The sequence below is a fragment of the Halosolutus gelatinilyticus genome (assembly GCF_023028105.1).
GTDB classification, from domain to species: Archaea; Halobacteriota; Halobacteria; order Halobacteriales; family Natrialbaceae; genus Halosolutus; species Halosolutus gelatinilyticus.
The window spans coordinates 2,728,043-2,748,870 of record NZ_CP095491.1 but is presented as its reverse complement, the minus strand read 5'-3'; the positions used below and the strand labels follow the sequence as shown (position 1 = coordinate 2,748,870).

The 20,828-nt window shown below is 67.4% G+C and carries 15 protein-coding genes; 8 read left to right on the top strand and 7 right to left on the bottom strand.

Going from position 1 to position 20,828, the window contains the following annotated elements:
- Positions 1–201: 201 nt before the first annotated feature.
- Positions 202–1,743 carry a small ribosomal subunit Rsm22 family protein gene (locus tag MUH00_RS13555; RefSeq protein ID WP_246999388.1) on the bottom strand — a complete coding sequence of 514 codons (1,542 nt, stop codon included), beginning with the start codon at positions 1,741–1,743 and terminating at the stop codon, positions 202–204.
- Positions 1,740–2,537 carry a prephenate dehydrogenase/arogenate dehydrogenase family protein gene (locus MUH00_RS13550; RefSeq protein WP_246999386.1) on the bottom strand — a complete coding sequence of 266 codons (798 nt, stop codon included), beginning with the start codon at positions 2,535–2,537 and terminating at the stop codon, positions 1,740–1,742. The genes MUH00_RS13555 and MUH00_RS13550 overlap by 4 nt, the downstream gene beginning before the upstream one ends.
- Before the next feature lie 190 nt (positions 2,538–2,727).
- Here MUH00_RS13550 and MUH00_RS13545 point away from each other — a divergent pair, with 190 nt between their 5' ends.
- Positions 2,728–4,497, top strand: coding sequence for a rhomboid family intramembrane serine protease (locus tag MUH00_RS13545; protein ID WP_246999384.1), 1,770 nt, complete (start codon positions 2,728–2,730; stop codon positions 4,495–4,497).
- Between the two features lie 94 nt (positions 4,498–4,591).
- On the opposite strand, the gene MUH00_RS13540 is transcribed toward MUH00_RS13545, so the two are convergent.
- Positions 4,592–5,053, bottom strand: a complete 462-nt coding sequence (locus tag MUH00_RS13540) for a hypothetical protein (protein WP_246999377.1) — start codon at positions 5,051–5,053, stop codon at positions 4,592–4,594.
- A 178-nt stretch (positions 5,054–5,231) separates the two neighbouring features.
- On the opposite strand from MUH00_RS13540, the gene MUH00_RS13535 reads away from it, so the two are divergent.
- Positions 5,232–6,287 (top strand): NAD(P)/FAD-dependent oxidoreductase, encoded by a 1,056-nt coding sequence (locus MUH00_RS13535; RefSeq protein WP_246999376.1) that lies wholly within the window; start codon positions 5,232–5,234, stop codon positions 6,285–6,287.
- A gap of 33 nt (positions 6,288–6,320) precedes the next feature.
- Here MUH00_RS13535 and MUH00_RS13530 read toward each other — a convergent pair whose 3' ends face one another.
- Positions 6,321–6,584 (bottom strand): glutathione S-transferase N-terminal domain-containing protein, encoded by a 264-nt coding sequence (locus MUH00_RS13530; RefSeq protein ID WP_246999373.1) that lies wholly within the window; start codon positions 6,582–6,584, stop codon positions 6,321–6,323.
- A 71-nt stretch (positions 6,585–6,655) separates the two neighbouring features.
- Positions 6,656–7,840, bottom strand: coding sequence for a M24 family metallopeptidase (locus MUH00_RS13525; RefSeq protein ID WP_246999370.1), 1,185 nt, complete (start codon positions 7,838–7,840; stop codon positions 6,656–6,658).
- A gap of 157 nt (positions 7,841–7,997) precedes the next feature.
- Here MUH00_RS13525 and aroA point away from each other — a divergent pair, with 157 nt between their 5' ends.
- Positions 7,998–9,290, top strand: coding sequence for a 3-phosphoshikimate 1-carboxyvinyltransferase (gene aroA / locus MUH00_RS13520; protein ID WP_246999368.1), 1,293 nt, complete (start codon positions 7,998–8,000; stop codon positions 9,288–9,290).
- Positions 9,291–9,418: 128 nt separating this feature from the next.
- The gene (locus MUH00_RS13515; protein WP_246999366.1) at positions 9,419–10,687 is read left to right on the top strand and encodes an alkaline phosphatase family protein; all 1,269 of its coding nucleotides are present in this window, start codon (positions 9,419–9,421) and stop codon (positions 10,685–10,687) included.
- Between the two features lie 31 nt (positions 10,688–10,718).
- Here the strand turns inward: MUH00_RS13515 and MUH00_RS13510 are convergent, their stop codons facing one another.
- On the bottom strand, positions 10,719–14,585 hold the full coding sequence (locus MUH00_RS13510; RefSeq protein ID WP_246999364.1) for a PAS domain S-box protein: 3,867 nt from the start codon (positions 14,583–14,585) through the stop codon (positions 10,719–10,721).
- Between the two features lie 164 nt (positions 14,586–14,749).
- Here MUH00_RS13510 and aroC point away from each other — a divergent pair, with 164 nt between their 5' ends.
- The 3 genes from aroC to MUH00_RS13495 all read left to right on the top strand — a co-directional run bounded on the left by aroC (position 14,750) and on the right by MUH00_RS13495 (position 17,806).
- Positions 14,750–15,901, top strand: coding sequence for a chorismate synthase (gene aroC / locus MUH00_RS13505; protein WP_246999362.1), 1,152 nt, complete (start codon positions 14,750–14,752; stop codon positions 15,899–15,901).
- A 135-nt stretch (positions 15,902–16,036) separates the two neighbouring features.
- Positions 16,037–16,897, top strand: coding sequence for a M48 family metalloprotease (locus tag MUH00_RS13500; RefSeq protein WP_246999360.1), 861 nt, complete (start codon positions 16,037–16,039; stop codon positions 16,895–16,897).
- A gap of 114 nt (positions 16,898–17,011) precedes the next feature.
- The gene (locus MUH00_RS13495; RefSeq protein ID WP_246999351.1) at positions 17,012–17,806 is read left to right on the top strand and encodes a DUF7847 domain-containing protein; all 795 of its coding nucleotides are present in this window, start codon (positions 17,012–17,014) and stop codon (positions 17,804–17,806) included.
- A 52-nt stretch (positions 17,807–17,858) separates the two neighbouring features.
- Here the strand turns inward: MUH00_RS13495 and MUH00_RS13490 are convergent, their stop codons facing one another.
- Complete coding sequence (locus tag MUH00_RS13490; protein ID WP_246999349.1) at positions 17,859–18,647, bottom strand: OsmC family protein; 789 nt, start codon at positions 18,645–18,647, stop codon at positions 17,859–17,861.
- 272 nt (positions 18,648–18,919) lie between these two features.
- Here MUH00_RS13490 and MUH00_RS13485 point away from each other — a divergent pair, with 272 nt between their 5' ends.
- Positions 18,920–20,827: a 2-oxoacid:acceptor oxidoreductase subunit alpha gene (locus MUH00_RS13485; protein WP_246999347.1), complete on the top strand. Its 1,908-nt coding sequence runs from the start codon at positions 18,920–18,922 to the stop codon at positions 20,825–20,827.
- Position 20,828 lies beyond the last annotated feature (1 nt).

The window sequence follows — 20,828 nt, the reverse complement described above, 5'->3', positions numbered from 1 at the left end:
CAACACTACGAAAGCCCCTGCTGGCTCCGGGAAGATGGCCGACGTAAGCACTGGACTGAACGAAGTGAAGGAAGCGCGCAGCGAGGCCCGGATGGTCGATCACGTCAGGGGCTTTCGTAGTGGTTTCAATAGATACGGATACAGCAGTGAACTCTTTGAATACGCTTTCAACGGAAGATCTAGCCGCCTCGAGGCACAGTACTAGCCGATCGGATCGACGATCGTCTCCTCGTCGACGACGAGGTTGTAGGCCTCCTCGTCGTCGTTCCAGAGGGCGAGGATCTGCTCGAACGCGAGGACGTCGCCGTAGTCGGCCTCGAGCAGCGGGCGGTTGAGCGAGGTCTCCGTCGTGCAGACGGCGTAGTGGTCGATCGACTCGCTGCCGTCGCTGATCTTGAAGAGGGGATTCGATCGGCCGGATCGGCCGTCGCCGCGATCGTCGCCCCCGCTCAGCGATCGGCTGAGCTTCGCGGCCACGAGGTCGATCCGGTTCGTGACGTGGCGTTCCATGTCGGCCATCCGGGCCCACTCCGACGTATCCGGGTCGAGGTCGATCCGGCGGCGGCCGTCGAGACGGAGCAGCGAGTAGGAAAACTGGACGTCGACGTTGACGAACTCGCCGGGGTCGTGGTTCGGGTCGTTCGGAGGCGTCGCCTCGTCGAGATTCCGCTGGAACGACGGGACCGAGAGATCGGGCCGGACGTCGAACGACCAGCCGCGATCGGACGGAGTCTTCCCGGACCAGAGCCGAACGGTCGGGCCGTAGACGGTGACTCGCCCCGCGCGACCGCGTTGCCGATCGGTCAGCTCGTCCGGATCGTCGAGCGCGACGTCGATCGGCCGACCTTCGAGTTCGCGTTCGAGCTCGCGCAGCTGGATGCTGGTGTTCTTGTCCGCGGGGGCCATCGCGAGGAAGGTCCCGTCCGGCGCGAGCAGTTCGAGGTACGATTCGGCGACGGCGCGGGGGTCCTCGAGTTCGCTCAGGACGTTGCAGGCGAGCACGAGGTCGAAGCCGTCGTCCGGGTGCGCGGGGGTAAAATCGTCGTCAGCAACCGCGTCGGAATCGAACGCCTCCGCGGTCGTTCGGTGGACCGTGGCGTGGACGTTCCGACCGGTCTCTTCGAGGAGTTCGTCGAGCACGTCCGCGGCCGCGCTGGGTTCGATCGCGTGGTACTCGACGAGGGCGTCGCCGGGCAGGTAGTCGACGAGGCCGAGCGCGGGACCGCCCACGCCGGCGCCGACGTCGAGCACGCGAAGGGTGCGATCGAGCAGGACGCGATCGGCCAGGTCGTCCAGCGCGTACTGGACGGCCGCGTAGTAGGCCGGCAGGTGGTAGATCGCGTAGCCGGCCGCGACGTCGTCGTCGTACTCGACGCGTCGCCCGTCGAGGTAGCTGGCCTTGAACCGGCGGACGGTCGATCGGAGCAACTCGCCCGTGGGACCCTCGTGCCAGTTCACCCCGTAGCGGTCGACCAGGAAGTCCTCGACCCGCGACTCGTAGCGGGCGGGGAACCGTTCGATGGGGCCGCGACGAGGCGGGACGGGGTCGTCCTCGACGGGGACGAACGTGCCGTCCTCGCGCTCGAGCAGGCCCAGGTCGACCGCATCCTCACGCAGGTGCTGGCGGACGACCGCCGGATGCGGCGTCCCCTCCACGTACTCGCAGATTTCGTCCGGATCGATCGGTCGGACGTTCCGCAGGTACTTGGCGTTCGATCGGATCGCCTCGCGCTGGTCGCTCACTCGTTGTCACCTCTGAGGTTCGCGTCGGATCGGACGAATCGATCCGACTCCGGCCGGCCGTCGTGCCACTTGGCTGCCGCCTCGCGGTACATCGTTTCGAGTTCGTCGGCGTCGGCGTCGGCGATCGCTGCGGCGGCGGCGGCGACGGCGTCGGCGCCATCGAACGTCCGCTGGATGTCCGTGTACACGCGCGGCGTCCCCTCGGTCATCGTCTCGGCCAGCCGCCGGAGTTCCGCGTAGATCGGCGTCTCGAAGCCCTCGGGGACGGACTCGGCCGCGAGCGCGAACGAGAGGACGGCCGCGTGGGTCGCGGCCTGCACCGTCTCCATCGCCTCGTCGTGTTCGGGCGCCGTCGTCTCGACGAGGTCGTTCCTCCGGGCCGACAGCGCCTCCAGGATCGACTCGGTCGCCGGTCCCGGTTCGTCGCGGACCACTGCGATCGATCCGGGCGCGCGTTCCGGGGCGAAAAGCGGGTGCAGACTCGCCGTTTCGAGCTCCGGAGCGTGCTCGGCCATCGCGTCCAGCGGCGCTCCCATCACGCCCGAGACGTCGACGACGGCTCGCTCCGCCCGACCGGCGTGGGCCGCGATCGCGTCGACGACGTGGGCCATCGGCACCGCGACGCAGACGACGTCGTACCGATCGCTCCCGTCGAGATCGGCGACGTCGCCGCCGACGGCTTCGGCCGCCGCGCTCGCGGCGTCGCGATCGACGTCGGCGAACGTCACGTCGGCGTCGACGGCCCCGCCGAACCACGTCCCCATCGAGCCCGCGCCGACGATCAGTACCTCCATCGGCGTCTCCTATCCGCCGCCGTCGCAAAAGCCGTTCGATCGATCGGTTCGGCTGAGTGTTCGGACGGGCGGGTGGTCTGGTGGCACGAGCGGGTAGTCGAGACGGACGAGTACCGATTGAGTACCCGTACGTCCCGATCGGGCGTCCGGTTCCAAATCTTTGTGTCAGCCCGGTACGAACGACCCGACGATGCCGATCACACCGACGCAGGTCGCCGTGTTCGTGACGATACTGGTCGCAGTCGGATTCCTCTGGCGAATCGGCGGCGGGCGCTGGCGATCGCTGGCCGAAGACCGCCTCCTCTACGGCGTCCCGTGGGGAACGCTGGTCACCGTCGCGATCGTCGTCGCGTTCTACTCGCTGGCCCAGGCGGGCCTGCGCGACTGGAGCGATCCGGTGACGCTGCCGTACGTCACGTGGTCGTACTTCTACCCGACGGGGCTGCTCACTGCGGGGATCGCCCACGGCTCGCCCGGCCACATCGCATCGAATATGGCGGCAACGCTGGCGTTCGCCCCGATCGCGGAGTACGTATGGAGCCACTACGCGCCGTCGCGGCGGTCCGGCGGACCGGGATCGGCTTCCGGCGCGTCCGGGACCGGCGATCGTTCGGGTGGCGACGGACTACTCGCTCGGCCCTGGATCCGCGCGGTCGTCGTGTTCCCCGGGATGTTACTCGCGGCCGCGTTCCTGACGTCGACGTTCGGCCTCGGCCCCGGCCTGGGCTTTTCGGGCGCGGTGTTCGCGATCGTCGGCTTCGCCGTCGTCACCTACCCGATCGCGGCGGTGCTCGCCGCCGTCGCCGCGAGCGCGCTGCAGACCCTGTACCTGGCGCTCAGCGAGCCCGTACTCAGGGAGACGATCTCGACCGGCCCGCCGGAGCCCCCGGCGTGGGCCGGAATCGGCTTTCAGGCTCACTTGCTGGGATTCCTCCTCGGCGTGCTCTGCGGCGCGGTGCTGTTGCGGCGGCGGAACGTTCGCCCGCCCGCCCAGCGGGTCTTCTTCGCGACGCTGCTGCTCGGCCTGGTCCAGTCGCTCTGGTTGCTCGTCTGGATCGGCGAGAACGACACCTTCGTCCTCTATCGCGGCGCCGGTGTCGCCTTCGTGCTCGTGTTGACGATGGCGGTCACCGTCGCGATCGCCGGCTCCGATCGGCCGCTTCCGGGGCCGTTGTCGATCGCGACGCGGATCCTGCCCGCCCGGGTGTCCGCGGGACAGATACGCCGCGGCGCCGTGCTCGCGATCCTTCTTTCGGTGACGGTGCTCGTCGCCCTGCCGAGCGTCCCGCTCAACCTGTTCGTCGTCGGCGCGGACGCCGTCCCCGGCTCCGGCGGCGTCGACGTCGGCGGCTACACCGTGACCTACGAGGAGGACGCGGCGAGCGGCCAGCGCCCGATCGTCGATCCCGGCGATCTGGACGAGGAGGAGGCGGTCCTCCAGCCCACCCAGGACGGGTTGATCGTCGTCAATTCCGATCGCGAGATCTGGACCGTCGCCGAGCGGGCCGACGTCATCGCCCACGACGGGACCGCCTCGGTCGAACTCGGCGGGATCGGCTGGCGCGAGACCGTCGAGGCCGAGCGCACCGGCTGGGACGTCGTCGGCAACGAGAGCGCCTACGCCGTCGACCTCACCGTCGACGGGGAGACGACCCGCTCGTTCGCCACCGATCCGATCCGCGCGGGCGTCACGATCGACGGACGCGCGATCGCCGTCGTTGCGACGGACGACGACTTCCGGCTTCGTGTACTCGACGCCGACAACGGCTCGGTCGTCGGCGAGACGCTGATCCCGGAAGTCGGGGAGACGGGGAGCGTCGGGGCGATCGAGTTCTCCACGGAAGAGCTGGAAAACGATAGCGGCGACGGTGGAAACGGCGACGACCCGACCGTCCGCGTGTTCGCGTCGAGCAACGGCACCGAGGTCCTCGTCGCGGAACGCGAACGATACGCGGACTGACGGCTTCTCACGGAATACGCTGGATCACTCGTAAACGCCAAGCACGACCGAGCGCTATCGCGCTGGTACTGGTGTTCGTTCCTTCGGTGAACACCTAGGAATATTCCTCAACGACGAGCGCACCGGCGACCCCGACGAGCCCCCCTACGAACAATCGCAGACCATCGGACAGGCTATGTTGCATATGACCGAGTAACGACTGCTCGACGCCGACACCGTGTACGAAGAAGTTGGTTACTGTTACCCCGAGAATCGCATTTCCGACGATAAAGACGACCCCGCCGACGAGGAATCCGACGACGACGCTTCCCGGCGTGTGGTCCGCCGCCGTCAGATAATATGCGATCGCGGTACAAGCGAGGGGAATCCCGACGGAGAATACGAATCCCCCGACGGTTGTGATCGATCGCGACCACGTTTCGATGTAGGCCGTGCTCGCCGCCGGGGATAGCAGTTCCTGCGGAACGATAAAGAGCAGTGTCGTCGTCAGCAGAAGGAACAACGCGCCGAATGCACCGATACCTGCGCCGATTTTAGCGGGTTTATGTTGATACATAGATGTCTGTGGAAGTTACTGTATATTAAATTACAGGGTCGACTATCGGTTCGATAATCGTGGAGAGAAGGAGCATCGAAGCTCCGCCCGCGAAAATCACCACGATCGCCCGCGCGAATTTCGGCAAGGCACCGGAGCTGCGCGCAACTATTTCCGTCACGAGATCCGATCGGCGCGTATGACGCGAATCGGAATCGTGGGCGCCGGTGCGGCGGCCGCGGCCGCCGCGTTCGTCCTCGACGACTCGACCGACGACGCGTCCGTGACCGTCCTCGAAAAATCGCGCGGCGTCTGCGGGCGGGCCGCGACGCGGCGCCGCAACGGCGTCGTCTACGACTACGGGGCGAACTACGTCACGTCGGACGACGATCGGGTCGTCGAGTTGCTGACGGAGACGCTGGACACCGAGGGGCTGGTCGACGTCACCGAACCGATCTGGACGTTCGATGCCGCCGGAAACGTATCCAAAGGACGGGACGTCGACGACCACAAATGGACCTACCGGCGGGGGCTCACCCAGATCGCGACGCGATTGTTCGATCGGACGGCAGCAACCGTCCACCGCGAGACGCGGATCGAACGAGTGATCCGAGAGAGCGATTCGGGAACCGAGAACCCCCAGTGGCGCCTTACGGACGCCGACGGCGAGACATGGGGTCCGTTCGACGTGCTCTGTCTGAACCCGCCGGCCCCGCAGACGGCCGAGCTGCTCCGATCGGCCCAGTGGGAGTCCGACAGCCGGGACGCGCTCGTCGAGGCGATCGACGACGTTCCGTACCGGACGATCTGGACGGCGATCTACCACTACCCGTTCGAACTCGAAAAACCGTACTACGCGCTGGTGAATACGGACAAAGACCACGAGATCGGCTGGATCGCCCGCGAGGAGTGTAAACCGGGTCACGTTCCCGACGGAGAGTCGTTGCTGATCGTCCAGGCCAATCACGACTGGTCCGTCGCGCACGCCGACGACGATCCCGAATCGAACCTGGCGACGCTCGCGGAACTCACCGCCGCGTTGTTGGACGCCGATCGGCTCGCCGATCCCGGCTGGACCGACCACCACGGCTGGCGGTACGCGCTCCCCGAGGACGGCGTCCCGGAGGTGCCGGTTCGCAGCGCCGAGGACGCGAACCTGTACTGTCTGGGCGACTGGATCGCCGGCGAGGGACGACTCCACGCCGCCTTGCGGAACGGGCTCGACGTTGGCGAGCGGATCGCGCACGATCGGTAGCGTGCTGGCGGCGATCGGTTCGGGCCGGCCCGTTCAGCCGTAGTGTTCCTCCAGGTAGTCGACGATGGCGTCGCTCTCGTAAAGCGCTTCCTCGCGATCGGTGTCGATCAAGAACGGAATCTGATCCTGGCCGCCCAGTTCGGTCATCTCGCGGTACGTTTGCTCGTTGAGCACATCGCCCCCTTCCTCGCCCGGAAGCCGGGGATTGTGAGCGACGTACGAGACGCCGAGTTCGGTCAGTTTTTGGCGGGCCTTCGCACAGAACGGGCAGCCCTCCGCCTGGTACAGTTCGAGCATTGCAGGAGGAAACTACTATCCCGGGCACAGTCAACGTTGACCTTCCCCGGACGCGCCGACGGACGCGATCGTTACTCGATCGTCGGCCCGTCGCCGATCGGGTACTCGGTCAGGTTCTCGTACCCGTCCTCGGTCACGACGACCAGGTCCTCGATGCGGACGCCGCCGATCGCGGGATCGTAGATCCCGGGCTCGATCGTGATCACGTGGCCGGGTTCCAGCTCGCCGCCCGCGGGGGAGACGCTCGGCTGCTCGTGGATGTCGAGGCCGACGCCGTGGCCGGTGCTGTGGATGAACCCGGTTTCGGCGCTCGGATCGCTCCGCAGTGTCTCGTAGCCCGCCGCCTCGATCGCGTCGCAAGCCGCGTCGTGGACGTCCGAACCCGTGACGCCGGGTTCGATCGCCTCGAGCGCGGCCTCGAATGCTTCGTTGGTGACCTCGTATCGGCGGCGGGCCTCCTTGCCGGGGTCGCCCCTGGCGAAGGTTCGCGTCATGTCCGCGAAGTACTTCGTCTCCTTGTCCCGCGGGAAGATGTCGATCACGATCAGTTCGTTCGCTTCGAGGGGGCCGCTACCCCGATCGTGCGGGTCGGCGGCGTCGGCTCCGCAGGCGACGATCGTGTCGTCGAGCGCGCAGCCGTGGCGGATCAGCGTGATCTCGATCTCCTGTTTGACGCGCTCGCTGGTCAGCGGCTCGCCGTCGCGGACGAGGGCCCCGTTTTCGATCTCGGCGGCCGCGATGAGGTCCGCCGCCGCCGCCATCGCGGCCTCGTTGGCGCGCTGGGTCGATCGGATGCGATCGATCTCCGCGTCCGTTTTCGTCGCGCGGATACCCTTGACGATGCCCTCGGGTTCGACCGCGACCGAAAGCCCGCGATCGCGGAGTCCGTCCGCGGTTCCCGTCGGGAAGTTTCGCGGGACGGCGATCGACTCGACATCGTGATCCTCCAGAAAGGCGGTCACGCCCCGGATTTTCCCCTCGTAGGGGCCGTACTCGGCGAGCAGTTCCTGGAAGGCGTAGTCCGATCGGCGCGCAACGGCGTCGGCGTCGGCGTCCGCGGCGGCGCGGCCGTACTCGAGCCCCGAGACCAGCAGGTGGACCGCGCCGTCCGCGGTGACGAGCGTCTGGTAGGCGTCCGGCGCGTCGAAGCCGGAGACGTACCGTTGATCGGAGTCCGACGCGTCGTCGTCGATGAGGTATCCGTCGAGGTCCTCGTCGTCGAGGAACGAGAGAAGCGGTGAAAGCTCGGCACCCATGTCCGGTGATGTGCGATCGGGCCACATAATTGCCCGGATTCCGGCGACAGAACGGCGCGAACCGGAGACGGTACCGGCTCGGGTCCGCCTCGGCGACGATGATTCGGAATACTACCACCACCGGTATCGTGATAGGGGGGCCGGACACAGACACCGTATGGACGTTACGATCTCTCCGTCGCGGGTTCGCGGAGCGGCCCGCGCACCGCCGTCGAAGAGCTACACCCACCGGGCGATCCTCGCCTCGGGGTATGCGGACAGCGCGACGGTTCACGACGCACTCTGGAGCGCCGATACGCGAGCGACCGCCCGCGCCGTCGAGCTGTTCGGCGGCGACGTCACCCGCACCGACGACGGCACGCTGGAGGTTTCGGGCTTCGACGGCCGTCCTGACGTCCCGGCCGACGTGATCGACTGCGGTAACAGCGGCACGACGATGCGGCTGGTCACGGCCACGGCGGCGCTGGCCGACGGGACGTCGGTCCTCACCGGCGACGACTCCCTCCGATCGCGTCCCCAGGGCCCGCTGCTCGACGCGATAGCCGACCTGGGCGGCGAGGCGTTCAGTACCCGCGGGAACGGCCAGGCGCCGCTGGTCGTCACCGGACCCGTAGAGGGCGACGCGGTCTCGATCCCCGGCGACGTCTCCTCGCAGTACATCACGGCGCTGCTGATGGCCGGCGCCGTCACCGACGAAGGCGTCGAGATCGACCTCGAGACGGAACTCAAGTCCGCGCCGTACGTCGACGTGACGCTCGAGCTGCTCGCGGACTTCGGCGTCGAGGCCGAGCGGACGGAGGCAGGGTTCGCGGTCGCTGGCGGCCAGCGGTACGCCCCCGAGGGCGGCGAATACAGCGTCCCCGGCGACTTCTCCTCGATCTCGTACCTGCTCGCGGCGGGGGCGATCGCCGGCGGCGAGACGGTCACGGTTGAGGGCGCGCAGCCGAGCGCGCAGGGTGACACCGCGATCGTCGACATCGTCGATCGGATGGGTGCCGACGTCGAGTGGGACCGCGACGCCGGGACGATCGACGTCGGAGCGGCGCCGCTGTCGGGGATCGAGGTCTCCGTCGCGGACACGCCGGACCTGCTGCCGACGATCGCGACGCTCGGCGCGGTCGCGGACGACGACACGCACATTGTGGACGCCGAGCACGTCCGCTACAAGGAGACCGATCGGGTGAGCGCGATGGCCGAGGAGCTGGGCGAGATGGGCGTCGAGACGACCGAAAAGCGCGACTCGCTGACGGTCCACGGCGGCGACTCCCGGCTCGAAGGAGCGACGGTTCGCGGCCGGGGCGACCACCGGATCGTCATGGCGCTCGCGCTGGCCGGGCTGGTCGCCGACGGCGAGACGACGATCGAGGGCGCCGAACACGTCGACGTCTCCTTCCCTGGCTTCTTCGACGTACTCGAGGATCTGGGGACGACGGTCGACCGCGCGGACTGACGCCGATCGAAGCCGACCCCGGGCGTGCGGGTCGACGGACGGCGTCCGGGCTCCTGGCCAGCCCGAAGTATGTGTGCCGTTGACACGACCGGGTGGGACTTTATTATCGCGGGTCCGTAGGCGGTGCCATGCTGCGGGATCGCATCGCGGAGACGCTCGGCGAACGGGCGGACGACGGCTACTGGTTTCCGTCGTACGAGGACTACTGCTTCGCCAACGTCCCGGTGACGGCGCTGTCGGTGCTCGACGACGGCTTCGATCGCCGGCTCCCGGAGGGCGTCTTCGACGGCGTCCCGACGGACGTCGACAACGTCGTGCTCTTCCTGCTCGACGGCTTCGGCTACGAGCGCTGGACGGCGTCGCACGACGACCACGGCCTCCTCTCGGCGATCACCGATCGCGGCGCGGTGACGCCGCTGACGTCGATCTACCCCTCCGAGACTGCGGCGGCGATCACGACCGTCCACACCGGCCGCCCGCCGATCGAACACGGGTTGCTCGGCTGGAACCAGTACCTCGACTCCGCCGGACGGATCGTCCAGACGCTGCCGTTTACGACGCTCGAGGGCGAACCGCTCGCGACGGCGTCCCCCTCCTCGGAAGCCCGGGAGCTGTTCGAGGGCGAGCCGCTGTACGGCCGCGCTCTGGAGGCGGGAATCGACGCCTACGCGATCCAGCCGTCGACGTTCGTCGACTCGGGGTACACGCGCGCGACGACCGAGGGCGCCGAGCGCGTCGGCTACGACACCGTCGCCGACCTCGCGCTCTCGATCCGTCGAACGCTCGAAGGCGCGTCGGGACGGACCTACGTCTACGCCTACGAGCCGACGATCGACGTGATCTCACACCGCGAGGGGACGGGCACCGAACGGTACGAGGCGAACCTGGAGGCGATCTGCGATCGGCTGCGGCGGGAACTGATCGACCGCCTCGACCCGGACTTGGCCGAGCGAACCCTGCTGCTGGTGACGGCCGACCACGGGATCGTCGACACCGTCCCCGAGGAAAACGTCGAGATGAGCGAGTGGGACGACTGGTCGTCGTTCCGGGCGGACTTCCGGCGCGACGCCGACGGGAACCCGCGACTACCGACCGGCAGCCCGCGGAACGTCCACTTCTACGTCCGACCCGATCGACTCGAGGAGGTGCGCGAGCGCGTCGAATCGCGGCTGGACGTGCGCACGTTCACCCGTGACCAAGCGATCGAACGCGGGCTATTTGGCCCGGGGACGCCGTCGGACACGTTCTCCCGTCGGTGCGGCGATCTGATCGCGGTCCGTCGAAACCGGGGACTGTGGTGGGGCCCGATGAAGTCGATCGGCATGCACGGCGGACTCACTCGCGAGGAGATGCTCGTTCCGTTCGCAGCGTGTCGGCTGGATCAACTCCGGGAATGAACTCGATCGGGCGGGCGTCGGTTCGGATCCGCTACGCGTCGCGATCGACCGCCGAAAGCGTAAACGAGAACGTCGAGCCCGCGCCGGGTTCGGATTCGACCCAGATATCGCCCTGGTGGCGCTCGATGATCCGGTGACAGAGGGCGAGTCCGATGCCCGTTCCGTCGTACTCACCGCGTGCGTGCAGTCGCTGGAAGACATCGAAGATGCGATCGGCGTCGGCCGGATCGATGCCGATCCCCTCGTCGCGGACGGAGACCACCACCTCGTCGCCGCGCCGGTCGGCCGCGATCTCGACTCTCGGCGGCTCGTCGCCGCTGTACTCGATCGCGTTGGCCAGCAGGTTCTGGAACACCTGTCGAAGCTGCCCGCGATCGCCGGAGGCCCGCGGGAGCGGCCCCGCTGCGATCGCGGCGTCGCTCTCCTCGATCTGTAGCTGGAGGTCCGTCCGGACGTCGTCGACGACGGCGCTCAGGTCGACCGGTTCGAACGATTCGCCCTGGCTCTCGACGCGGGAGTACTCGAGCAACCCGTTGATCATCTCGCGCATGCGGTCGGCGCCGTCGACGGCGAAGTCGATGAATTCCCGCGCATCCTCGTCGAGGGTGTCGGCGTAGCGGCGTTCGAGCAACTGGAGGTAGCTCGTGACCATCCGCAGCGGTTCCTGGATGTCGTGGCTGGCGGCGTAGGCGAACTGTTCGAGCCGTTCGTTCGACGTCTCGAGTTTGCGCTGATACTCCCGTCGCGCAGTGACGTCCTGGACGACGAGCATCCCTCGGTGCTCCTCGCCGGCGGGTTCGATCGGCAGCGCGTGCGCGAGCAACTCCCGACCCCGGTACGCGACTTCGAAGGAGCGCTCTTCACCCCGGAGGGCGGCCTCGAAGTGAGGTTCGACCTCGTCGGCGAGGTCGTCGGGATAGTGATCGGAGATCGACCGGCCGATCGTCGTCTCTCGATCGATCCCGAGGTCGCCGATGAGCCGACCCCCGGCGGCGGTGTACCGCAGGTCGTCGTCGAACAGCGCGACGACGCCGCCCGGGAAGTTCTCCACGAGCGTCCGGTACCGCTCTTCGCTCGCCTCGAGTTTGCGCTGGCGCTCGAGCCGGCCCGTCACGTCGCGAACGACGCCGATTCGCTCGCGCTCGTCGTCGACCGTCGTCGCTCTCGTCACGGTCGCCTCGATCGGGACTCGATCGCCGGTTTTCGTCTCGAGTTCCGTCTCGATCGTCGACCGGTCGGCGTCGGCGGCGATCTGCTCGGCGAGTCCCATCACCGCTTCGTCGACGACGATCGAGCCGTGGCTCCCGAGCAGGTCCTCGCGATCGTGCCCGGTCAGCGCCGCGTAGGCCTCGTTGACCGTCGTGAATCGGCCGTCGCCGTCGAGCGCGTAAACCCCGTCTTCCATCGTCTCGACGATCGTCTCGTACTTCGCGAGGTCGCGCTCTCGCTCCTTCTGCTCGGTGATGTCCTGTGCGGTCGCCAGTCCGTTGAGCACCGTCCCGTCGTCGGCGGTGATCGGCGCCGCGTGGACCAACCACTCCCGATCGGCGTACTCGATCTCGAGCGTTCGCTCGTCGCCGTCGAGTGCCGCCTCGTACGCGGTTTCGAGTTCGGCCGCGGTCTCGGGCGGGAAGACGTCGGTCGGCCGTCGTCCCTCCACCGCCGGTTCGGACGGCGGGATCTCGTCGAACGCCTGTCCGGCCGCGAGCGTGTACCTGAGGTCGTCGTCGTAGAGGACGACGATCCCGTTGGGGAAGTCCTCCGCCAGCGTCCGGTACCGCCGCTCGCTGAGTTCGAGTTGGCGGACGCGCGCTTTTCGCTCCGAGACGTCCCTGAAGTACACCGACAGCCCCGTCTCCGACGGGTAGACGTTCACCTGCGCCCAGAAGCCCAGCGGTTCGGAGTAGTACTCGAACGAGGCCGGTTCCTGGCGCTCCATCGCCTCGTGGTACTGCTCGTAGAGGTCGGATTCGCCGGCCTCCGGGAACATGTCCCAGACGTTGCCGCCGACCAGCTCGTCCCTGGATCGGTCCAGCAACTCCGCCGCGCGATCGTTCACGTGCGTGAACCGCCACTCCTCGTCGAGCGCGTAGACGGCGTCGGAGATCCGGCCGAAGATCTCGCCGAGTTCGCTCTCGAGTTCCCGCTTGCGCCGTTCGAGTCGCCGCTCGTGCTCCTTGAGATGGGTGATCTCCTCGCCGGTCGAAACGACCCGTTCGAGGGACCCGTCGGGGCGGTACACCGGAACCGCGCTGACCGAGTACCACCGCGTCTCCGACGCCGATCGCCGATCGAGCGCGAGTTCCTCGTCGATCACCGGTTCGCCGATCGCTCGAACGCGCGCGGCGGGCGTCTCCGCTGGATCGAGCGGATCGCCGCCGTCGTCGAGGAGGTCCCACTCCTCGGTCCCGGTCGACGACCCCGCCCGCTCCCACGTCGGAAAGCCGGGGACGCCGTCGGCGCGTCGATTCGACAGGATCGTCTCGCCGGACGCGTCCTCGACCGCGATCGCGATCGGCGCGGTCTGGAGCAGTTTCTCTGTCTGGGCTCGCTCCCGCTCCAACCGCCGTTCGTGTCGGAGCCGATCGAACGTCACTTCGAGACTCGACGCGGCGATCCGCGCGAGCGTCAGGTCGTTCTCTCCGAACGCGGCTCGTCGCTCGGAGCCGGCGATGATGATCCCGTAATCCCCGATCGGGAGCACGATCTCGCTTCGAATCGGCGTGTTCGGGTCGTAGACGGCCGGCTCCGTGGTCACGTCGTCGTACACTTCCTCGCGGCCGGTTTCGAAGACGCGCCAGGCGATCCCGTCTCCCTCCTCGAACGTCGGTAGCTCGTCGAAGAGCGCCTCCGATCGGTCGGACCAGGCGATCGGTTCGAGCGCTCGGGCCGCGTCGTCGGCCAGAAAGACGCCGTTGATGTCCAGCCCGAGCACGTCGACGAGGTGTCGACACGCGCGCTCGGCGATCTCCTCGCGGGTCGTCCCCTCGAGCCACTCGTGGACGGCCCGGTTGAGCCGTTGCAACCGGCCGGCGTGGCGGCGGCGGCCGGTGACGTCGTAGTACAGTTCGACCCGGCCGCCGGCGTACGGCCCCGACTCGATCGGCTTGCTCCGGTATTCGAGCCACCGCTCCTCGCGGTCCTCGCCGGCGGTGACGTGGCACTCGAAGCGCTCGACGTAGTTGTCGTCGTCGTCCGTCGCGAACACCGTCTCCGCGAACGCCTCGCCGCCATCGATCCGCCGCCGAAGGGTGTCCCGAATCAGTTCGCGCTTGTCACGACCCACGACGGCCTCGCGGTCGAGCCCGAAGTACCGTCTCGCCGTCTCGTTGATCCACGCGACGTCGAACGCGTCGTCGAGGACGAAGACGCCGACGGCCGCGTCATCGAAGACCGATCGCAGCGCACCGTCGAGCAGGGGCGTCCCGGAGTCCGAGTGCGGGACCGACGCCGGGGAGCGATCGAGCGGCGTCTCGATCCCCTTTCGAGGCGTCTCCGCGCGCTCCCGAGCGATGCCGATCGTTCCGCGGTTCGCGCCGTCGGTCTCGAGACGCGAAACTCGAACTGAACACGGGACGGCCGTCCCGTCACCGGCGCGGAGCGCGAGGTCGCACTCCGCGACCGCGGCGCCGCCGCGCTCGCAGTCGTCGAGTCGCCGCCGAATCCGTTCGAGATCGCGATCGGCGAACGGGCTTCGCCGCCGATCGTCGAGGAGACCCGCGCGGGTGTCTCCGATCAATTCGGCGAACGATTCGTCGACCGCGACGAGGGCCCCGTCAGCGTCGAGGTGGAACACGCCACCGTCGACGGTTTCGGCCAGCGTTCCGTACCACCGGAGCGCCGTCTCGCTCGCCGCCGGATGGGCCGGTGGCCCGGAGTCGGTTGCCCGCTCGGTCATGCGAATATCATGGCGGGTGCCGCGGATAAACCCACTGTCGGCCCGTCAGCCCGCTAACGCTTCGAACCGTGATGCGGCGCGTCGAGGCCGACCAATGTCGCGACCGAGGCCCGTATTGCGCGAACCCTGCAGGGCTAAGTGTCCGCGCCCCCGAGCAGGTCGTAATGAACGGCAATCGCTTCGGTCGTCTCTTTCAGGTGACCACCTTCGGTGAGAGCCACGGAGAGGCGATGGGCTGTACCGTCTCCGGCTGTCCGGCCGGCCTTGAACTGTCCGAAGAGGACATCCAAGCGGACCTCGATCGACGCAAACCCGGCCAGTCGATGATCACGACCAGCCGCGGCGAACCCGACGCCGTCTCGATCAAATCGGGCGTCCAGGACGGCTACACGACGGGGACGCCGATCGGCATGGTCATCCAGAACAAGGACGCCCGATCCGGCAAGTACGAACCGTTCATCACTGCACCCCGGCCCTCTCATGGCGACTTTACCTACTCCGCGAAGTTCGGCACGCGCAACTGGGGCGGCGGCGGCCGCTCCTCGGCCAGGGAGACGGTCAACTGGGTCGCGGCGGGCGCGATCGCGAAGAAGCTGCTCTCACTCGAGGGAGTCGAACTCAAGGCGCACGTCAACCAGATCGGCGACGTCGAGGCGCCCGACGTGAGCTTCGAAGAGCTGTTCGAGCACAGCGAGGAGAACGACGTTCGCTGCGCCCACCCGGAGACCGCCGCGGAGATGCAAGAGCTGATCGAGGACTACCAGGAGGAGGGCGACTCGATCGGCGGCAGCATCTACTTCGAGGCCCGGGGCGTCCCCGTCGGCCTTGGCGCGCCGCGCTTCGACTCGCTGTCGGCGCGACTCGGTCAGGCCATGATGGCGATTCCGGCGACGACGGCCTTCGAGTTCGGCCTCGGCGCGGAGGCCGCCGAGTGGACCGGCTACGAGCGAAACGACGACTGGGAGTTCGACGACGAGGGTAATCCGGTGCCCGTCGAGAACGACCACGGCGGCATCCAGGGCGGCATTTCGAGCGGCGAACCGATCTACGGCGAGGTGACGCTGCACGCGCCCACGTCGATCCCGAAGACCCAGCAGACCGCCGACTGGGAGACCGGCGAGATCAAAGAGGAGAAGGTGATCGGCCGCCACGACCCCGTCCTCCCGCCCCGAGGCGTCCCCGTCGTCGAGGCCATGCTCGCGCTGACGCTGGTCGACTTCATGCTCCTGTCCGGCCGGATGAACCCCGATCGGGTCGACGATCGGCCCGGCGAGTACGATACGGACTACCACCCGAGCAACCCGCACAACGAGTAGCGACTCCGCGGCGTCCCAGGTCCCGAAAAACGCCGTGTGTGGCGCGATCGAACGGACGTCGTCCGCGGAACGGATCGGCGCTCTCCGAACGCACGGACTAGATAGCTATTTGAACTGTCCGCGAGTAGTTCGACTATGAACTGGACGTCCGATCGCCGCCTCCAGGGACGAATGGTCCTCGCGCTCGCCCTGACACTCCTCGGCTACGCCGCCCTTTTCGGCGTCGTCGTAACGGTGTTCTCCGATCGGATCGCCGTCGGCTTCGGCGCGGTCTTGCTCATCGCGCTGGCCGTGAGCGTCACGCAGGCCGATCGCATCGCGTACCTGGCGACGAAAGCGATCGCGATCGACCGCGACCAGCACCCGGAACTCCACGATGCGGTGGAGCGACTGGCACGGCAGGCCGACCTGCCGGTCCCGCCGATCGCCGTGATTCCGAGCGACGAAGCGAACGCCCTCTCGGCGGGAACGGGCGATCGGACGGTCGTCTGCGTGACGACCGGCCTCCTGAAGGCGCTCTCCGAGGACGAACTGGAGGCGGTGCTCGCGCACGAACTGGCCCACCTCAAAAACGCCGACTCGTCGGTCATGACGGTCGCCGGGTTCCCGATGGCCGTCTCCGCGATGGTACTCTCGCTGGCCGGCAGGTCCATTTCGGCCGCGTCGTTCGTCTTCGGCTGGCCGCTGGTGATCGGGATCTACCTGCTGTTCGTGGGGCTCCCGATCTACCTCGTGAGTCTCCCCGGCATCGCCGTGCTCTCCCGGTACCGCGAGTTCGCCGCCGACAGGGGCGCGGTCGCGATCACCGGCGATCCGTACGCTCTCGCCAGCGCGCTCGCGACCCTCCACGGATCGGCCCCGCCGGAGACCGACCTCCGACGCGTCGCGGGATTCAACGCCTTCTGTATCGTTCCGAGTTCGGCGATCGTCCCGCCGCGGGCCACCCACCCGCCGACGCACGAACGTATCAGGCGACTCCGCGAACTCCACCGATAGTCGGGGGCCGTCTCCTTCGATCGGGTGCGGGTGCGTCCACGAGTTCCCGTCCAGGCATCTTTCCGGAAACTGGGTACAGCAACTATTTACAGTCGGTACTTCATCTATCCGGGAATGAGCGCGATACGTGACTTGTCGACCGCGTGGGCCGCGTTTCGATCGAATCCCGTCATCCTGGTGGGGGCCCTGTTCCTGGTCGGGTTGGGTGAAGTCTCCGTCGTCGTCAACGCGTACGTCAGTTCCGTGATCGCGGCGGTACTGTGGCTTCCATGGATCTTCGTGTTTCCGTTCCCTCTGGGCGGCTTGCTCACGATGGCGAACGAAGCGCTCGCGGGCTCGACGGATCTCGGCGCGTTCGTTCGCGGCGGCAAAGCGAGCTACGTCTCGCTGCTGGCCGCGACGATCGTGTTCGCGGTGATCGTGATCAGCGTGTCGTTCGCCGGCGTCATTGCGGCGGCGGTCGTCGGGGTCGGAACGGTGGCGGCGAGCGGGAGCGTCGGCGCCGCGGTGATCGTCGTGTTCGGCCTCGTCGGCCTCCTGGTCGGCCTCGTCGTCTTGTTTCTGCAGTTTTACGACGCGGCGATCGTCGTCAGCGGGGTCGGGGCGATCGATTCGCTGAGCCGGAGCGCGGCGCTCGTGCGCCGAAACTTCGTCAGCGCCGTCGGCTTTTCGCTCGTCTCCCTCGCGATTTCCGCGATCGGTCAGGGGCCGGGGATGGCGCTTTACCTGACGGCCACCGAGACCACGGAGGCGGGAGCTATCGTCGTCACCTCCGGATCGAGGTTCGCGCTGTCGGTCGGGTTGACGCTGGTTCTCGGAACGATCGCCTCCGGCCTCACGTACACGTACCTGGTCGCGTACTACCGCAGCCTCGTCGCGACCGAACCGGCCGCCGTTGCGGGGGTGTGACCGGCGGGTTCGACCGGCTCGGCGCGCGATCGAATCCGTCGCTCCAGAACGCTCAGGTCCGTTCCCAGTTCACTTCGAGCGGCAGATCCTCCCGGAGCAACTGCGAGACGTGACAGCCCCGCTCGCCGAGGTCGACGATGCGTTCGACCGTCTCGGCGTCGGCGTCGGTCTCGAGTTCGACCGTCACCGCGAGTCGATCGACGGAGCCGCGTTCGGGCTCGGCGTCGGCCGTCACGTCGATCGCCCCGACCGACGCCTCGCGTTTGTTCGCCTGGAAGCGCACGCTCAGGGACAGACAGGCGGCGAACCCGCCGAGGAAGACGTCGACGGGCGTCGGTCCCAGCTCCGAGCCGCCGGCCGCCTCGGGTTCGTCGAACCGCCACCGGAACGAACCGGCCTCGATCGTCCCCGCCACCCCCTCGGGATTGTGCGCGGTGAGCGTCCGGGCGGGCATCTCCGTGTCGACGGCGTCGGTCGTCGACTCGCCGGCTTCGGCTCCGGTTTCGGGGATCGCCGTCGCCTCCGCGACGATTTCGGCCAGTTCGGCCGCCGCTTCGGCTTCCAGTTCGGCGACGTCCGCGTCCGCCGGCCCGACGATCCCGATCGGCGTTCCCGGCGGTGCCGCCGCGCCGGCGTCGAAATACATCCGTCGGAGGACGCCGCGATCGCGGGCTTCGACCGCGGTTCCGCTCGGTTCGGCTTCGTCGGCGCTCGATTCGAATTCGACCCGTGCGATCGTCTCGCCCCGTTCGACCGAATCCCCCTCGTCGACGGCCCACGAGCGGAGTGTTCCGGACGCTGTTCCCGCCCTTCGTTTCGGCGTCCTGACAATGTAGCACATATTAACTAGCTCCCCGGGCGTTACAAAAAACGTGCTGGTGGGTCCGCCGTCCGGAACTGTTAGGAGAGACGGCTGTGCCGCCTATCGATCGGTTTGCCCTCTCGGTTCCGGGACTTTCTTCACGAATTTCCCATACAAACTAATCCTGACAGTGTGGTGAATTGGATGGTTGTTCATTCTTCACGATAGATGCATGATAATCTATAGCAAAGGCTTTAGGTACACTGGTCCGAAACTCCGGTACGGTTGGCCAACAGGCCACAGATCTACCCATGAGCGACGACGAACTCATCTGGCGAATCGCAGGCGGTTCCGGCGACGGAATCGACTCGACGAGCCAGAATTTCGCAAAGGCGCTGATGCGCTCGGGGCTCCACGTATTTACACACCGCCACTATCCATCGCGAATCCGCGGCGGTCACACGTACGTCGAGATCCGAGCGGCAGGCCACGAGGTACAGTCACGGGGTGACGGCTACAACTTCCTGCTCGCGCTCGGCGACTCGTTCGCCCGGAACCCCCAGGAGGAAGCGTATTACGGCAACGAAGAGATCAAGCCGCTGTCGGAGAACCTGGACGATCTTCGCGAGGGGGGCGTCATCGTCTACGACGAGGGGCTCCTCAGCGAGGAGGACGTCGCGGAACTCGATCTCGAGAAACGCGCCAAGGAGAACGGCTGGCACGTCTATCCGGTCGACCTTCGCAGCCTCGCAAAGGAACACGGCCGCGAGGTCATGCGAAACACCGCCGGCGTCGGCGTGACGGCGGGGCTGCTCGAGATGGATCTCGAGCACATCGAGGACCTAATGGAGGACGCGATGTCCGGGGACGTCCTCGAGGCGAACCTCGAGATCCTCCACGAAGCCTACGAGATGGTCGGCGACGAGATCGAGGTCGAACACGACCTCCGCATCCCGACGGGCGAACACGAGACCGAGCAGGCGCTGCTGTCCGGTTCGAACGCGATCGCCTACGGCGCGATCGACGGCGGCTGTCGCTTCATCGCCGGCTACCCGATGACGCCGTGGACGGACGTGTTCACCATCCTCAGCCAGAACTTCCCCGACATGGGCGGCGTCTCCGAACAGGTCGAAGACGAGATCGCCGCGGCCGCGCTGGCCGTCGGCGCGAGCCACGCCGGCGCGAAGGCCATGTCCGGCTCCTCCGGCGGCGGCTTCGCGCTGATGAGCGAACCGCTCGGTCTCGCCGAGATGACCGAGACGCCGATCGTGCTCGTCGAGTCGATGCGCGCCGGTCCCTCGACCGGGATGCCGACGAAACCCGAGCAGGGCGACCTCGAGTTCGTCCTCTATACGAGCCAGGGCGACTCCTCGCGGGTCGTCTTCGCGCCGGGGAACATCGAGGAGGCCTACGAGCAAACCCGACTCGCGTTCCACATCGCCTGGGAGTACCAGATCCCGACGATCCTCATCTACGACCAGAAGCTCTCCGGCGAGAACACGAACGTCGACGTCGAGTTCTTCGACCGTGAGCCCGAACCCGACCTGGGATCGACGCTCACCGAGGAGGAACTCCGGGAGGCCGCCCACGACGCTTCCGGGAAGTTCCACCGCTTCGAGTACGAACCCGACAACGACAAACACGTCAGCCCGCGATCGCTGCCGGGCCAGAAGGGCGGACGCTACCTCGCGACGGGTAACGAGCACAGCCCCGTTGGACACATCAGCGAGGACCCGGACAACCGCGTCTACCAGATGGACCGCCGGATCGGGAAACTCGAGGCGATCCGCGAGGAACTCGACGAGGAACACGAGTCGAACCAGACCTACTTCGGCGACGAGACGGCCGAGTACGGCATCATCACCTGGGGCTCCTCCCAGGGTGCCGTCGTCGAAGCCGTTTCCCGCCTGAACGAGAGCGGCCACTCGGTCAAGGGACTGAGCGTCTCCGACATGATGCCGTTCCCCGAAGCCGAAGTCGAGGAGTTCCTCGAGAGCGTCGACGAGGCGATGGTCGTCGAGATGAACGCGACGGCGCAGTTCCGCGGTCTCATCCAGAAGGAACTCGGTCGCTTCGGCGACAGGATGACCAGCCTGCTCAAGTACAACGGGAACCCATTCGAACCTGCGGAGGTCGTCGAGGGGTACGAGGTCAACATCGCGGACGAGGACCGCGAACCGACCGCACAGGTACGCATCGAACCCGCAGCAGGTGATTAAC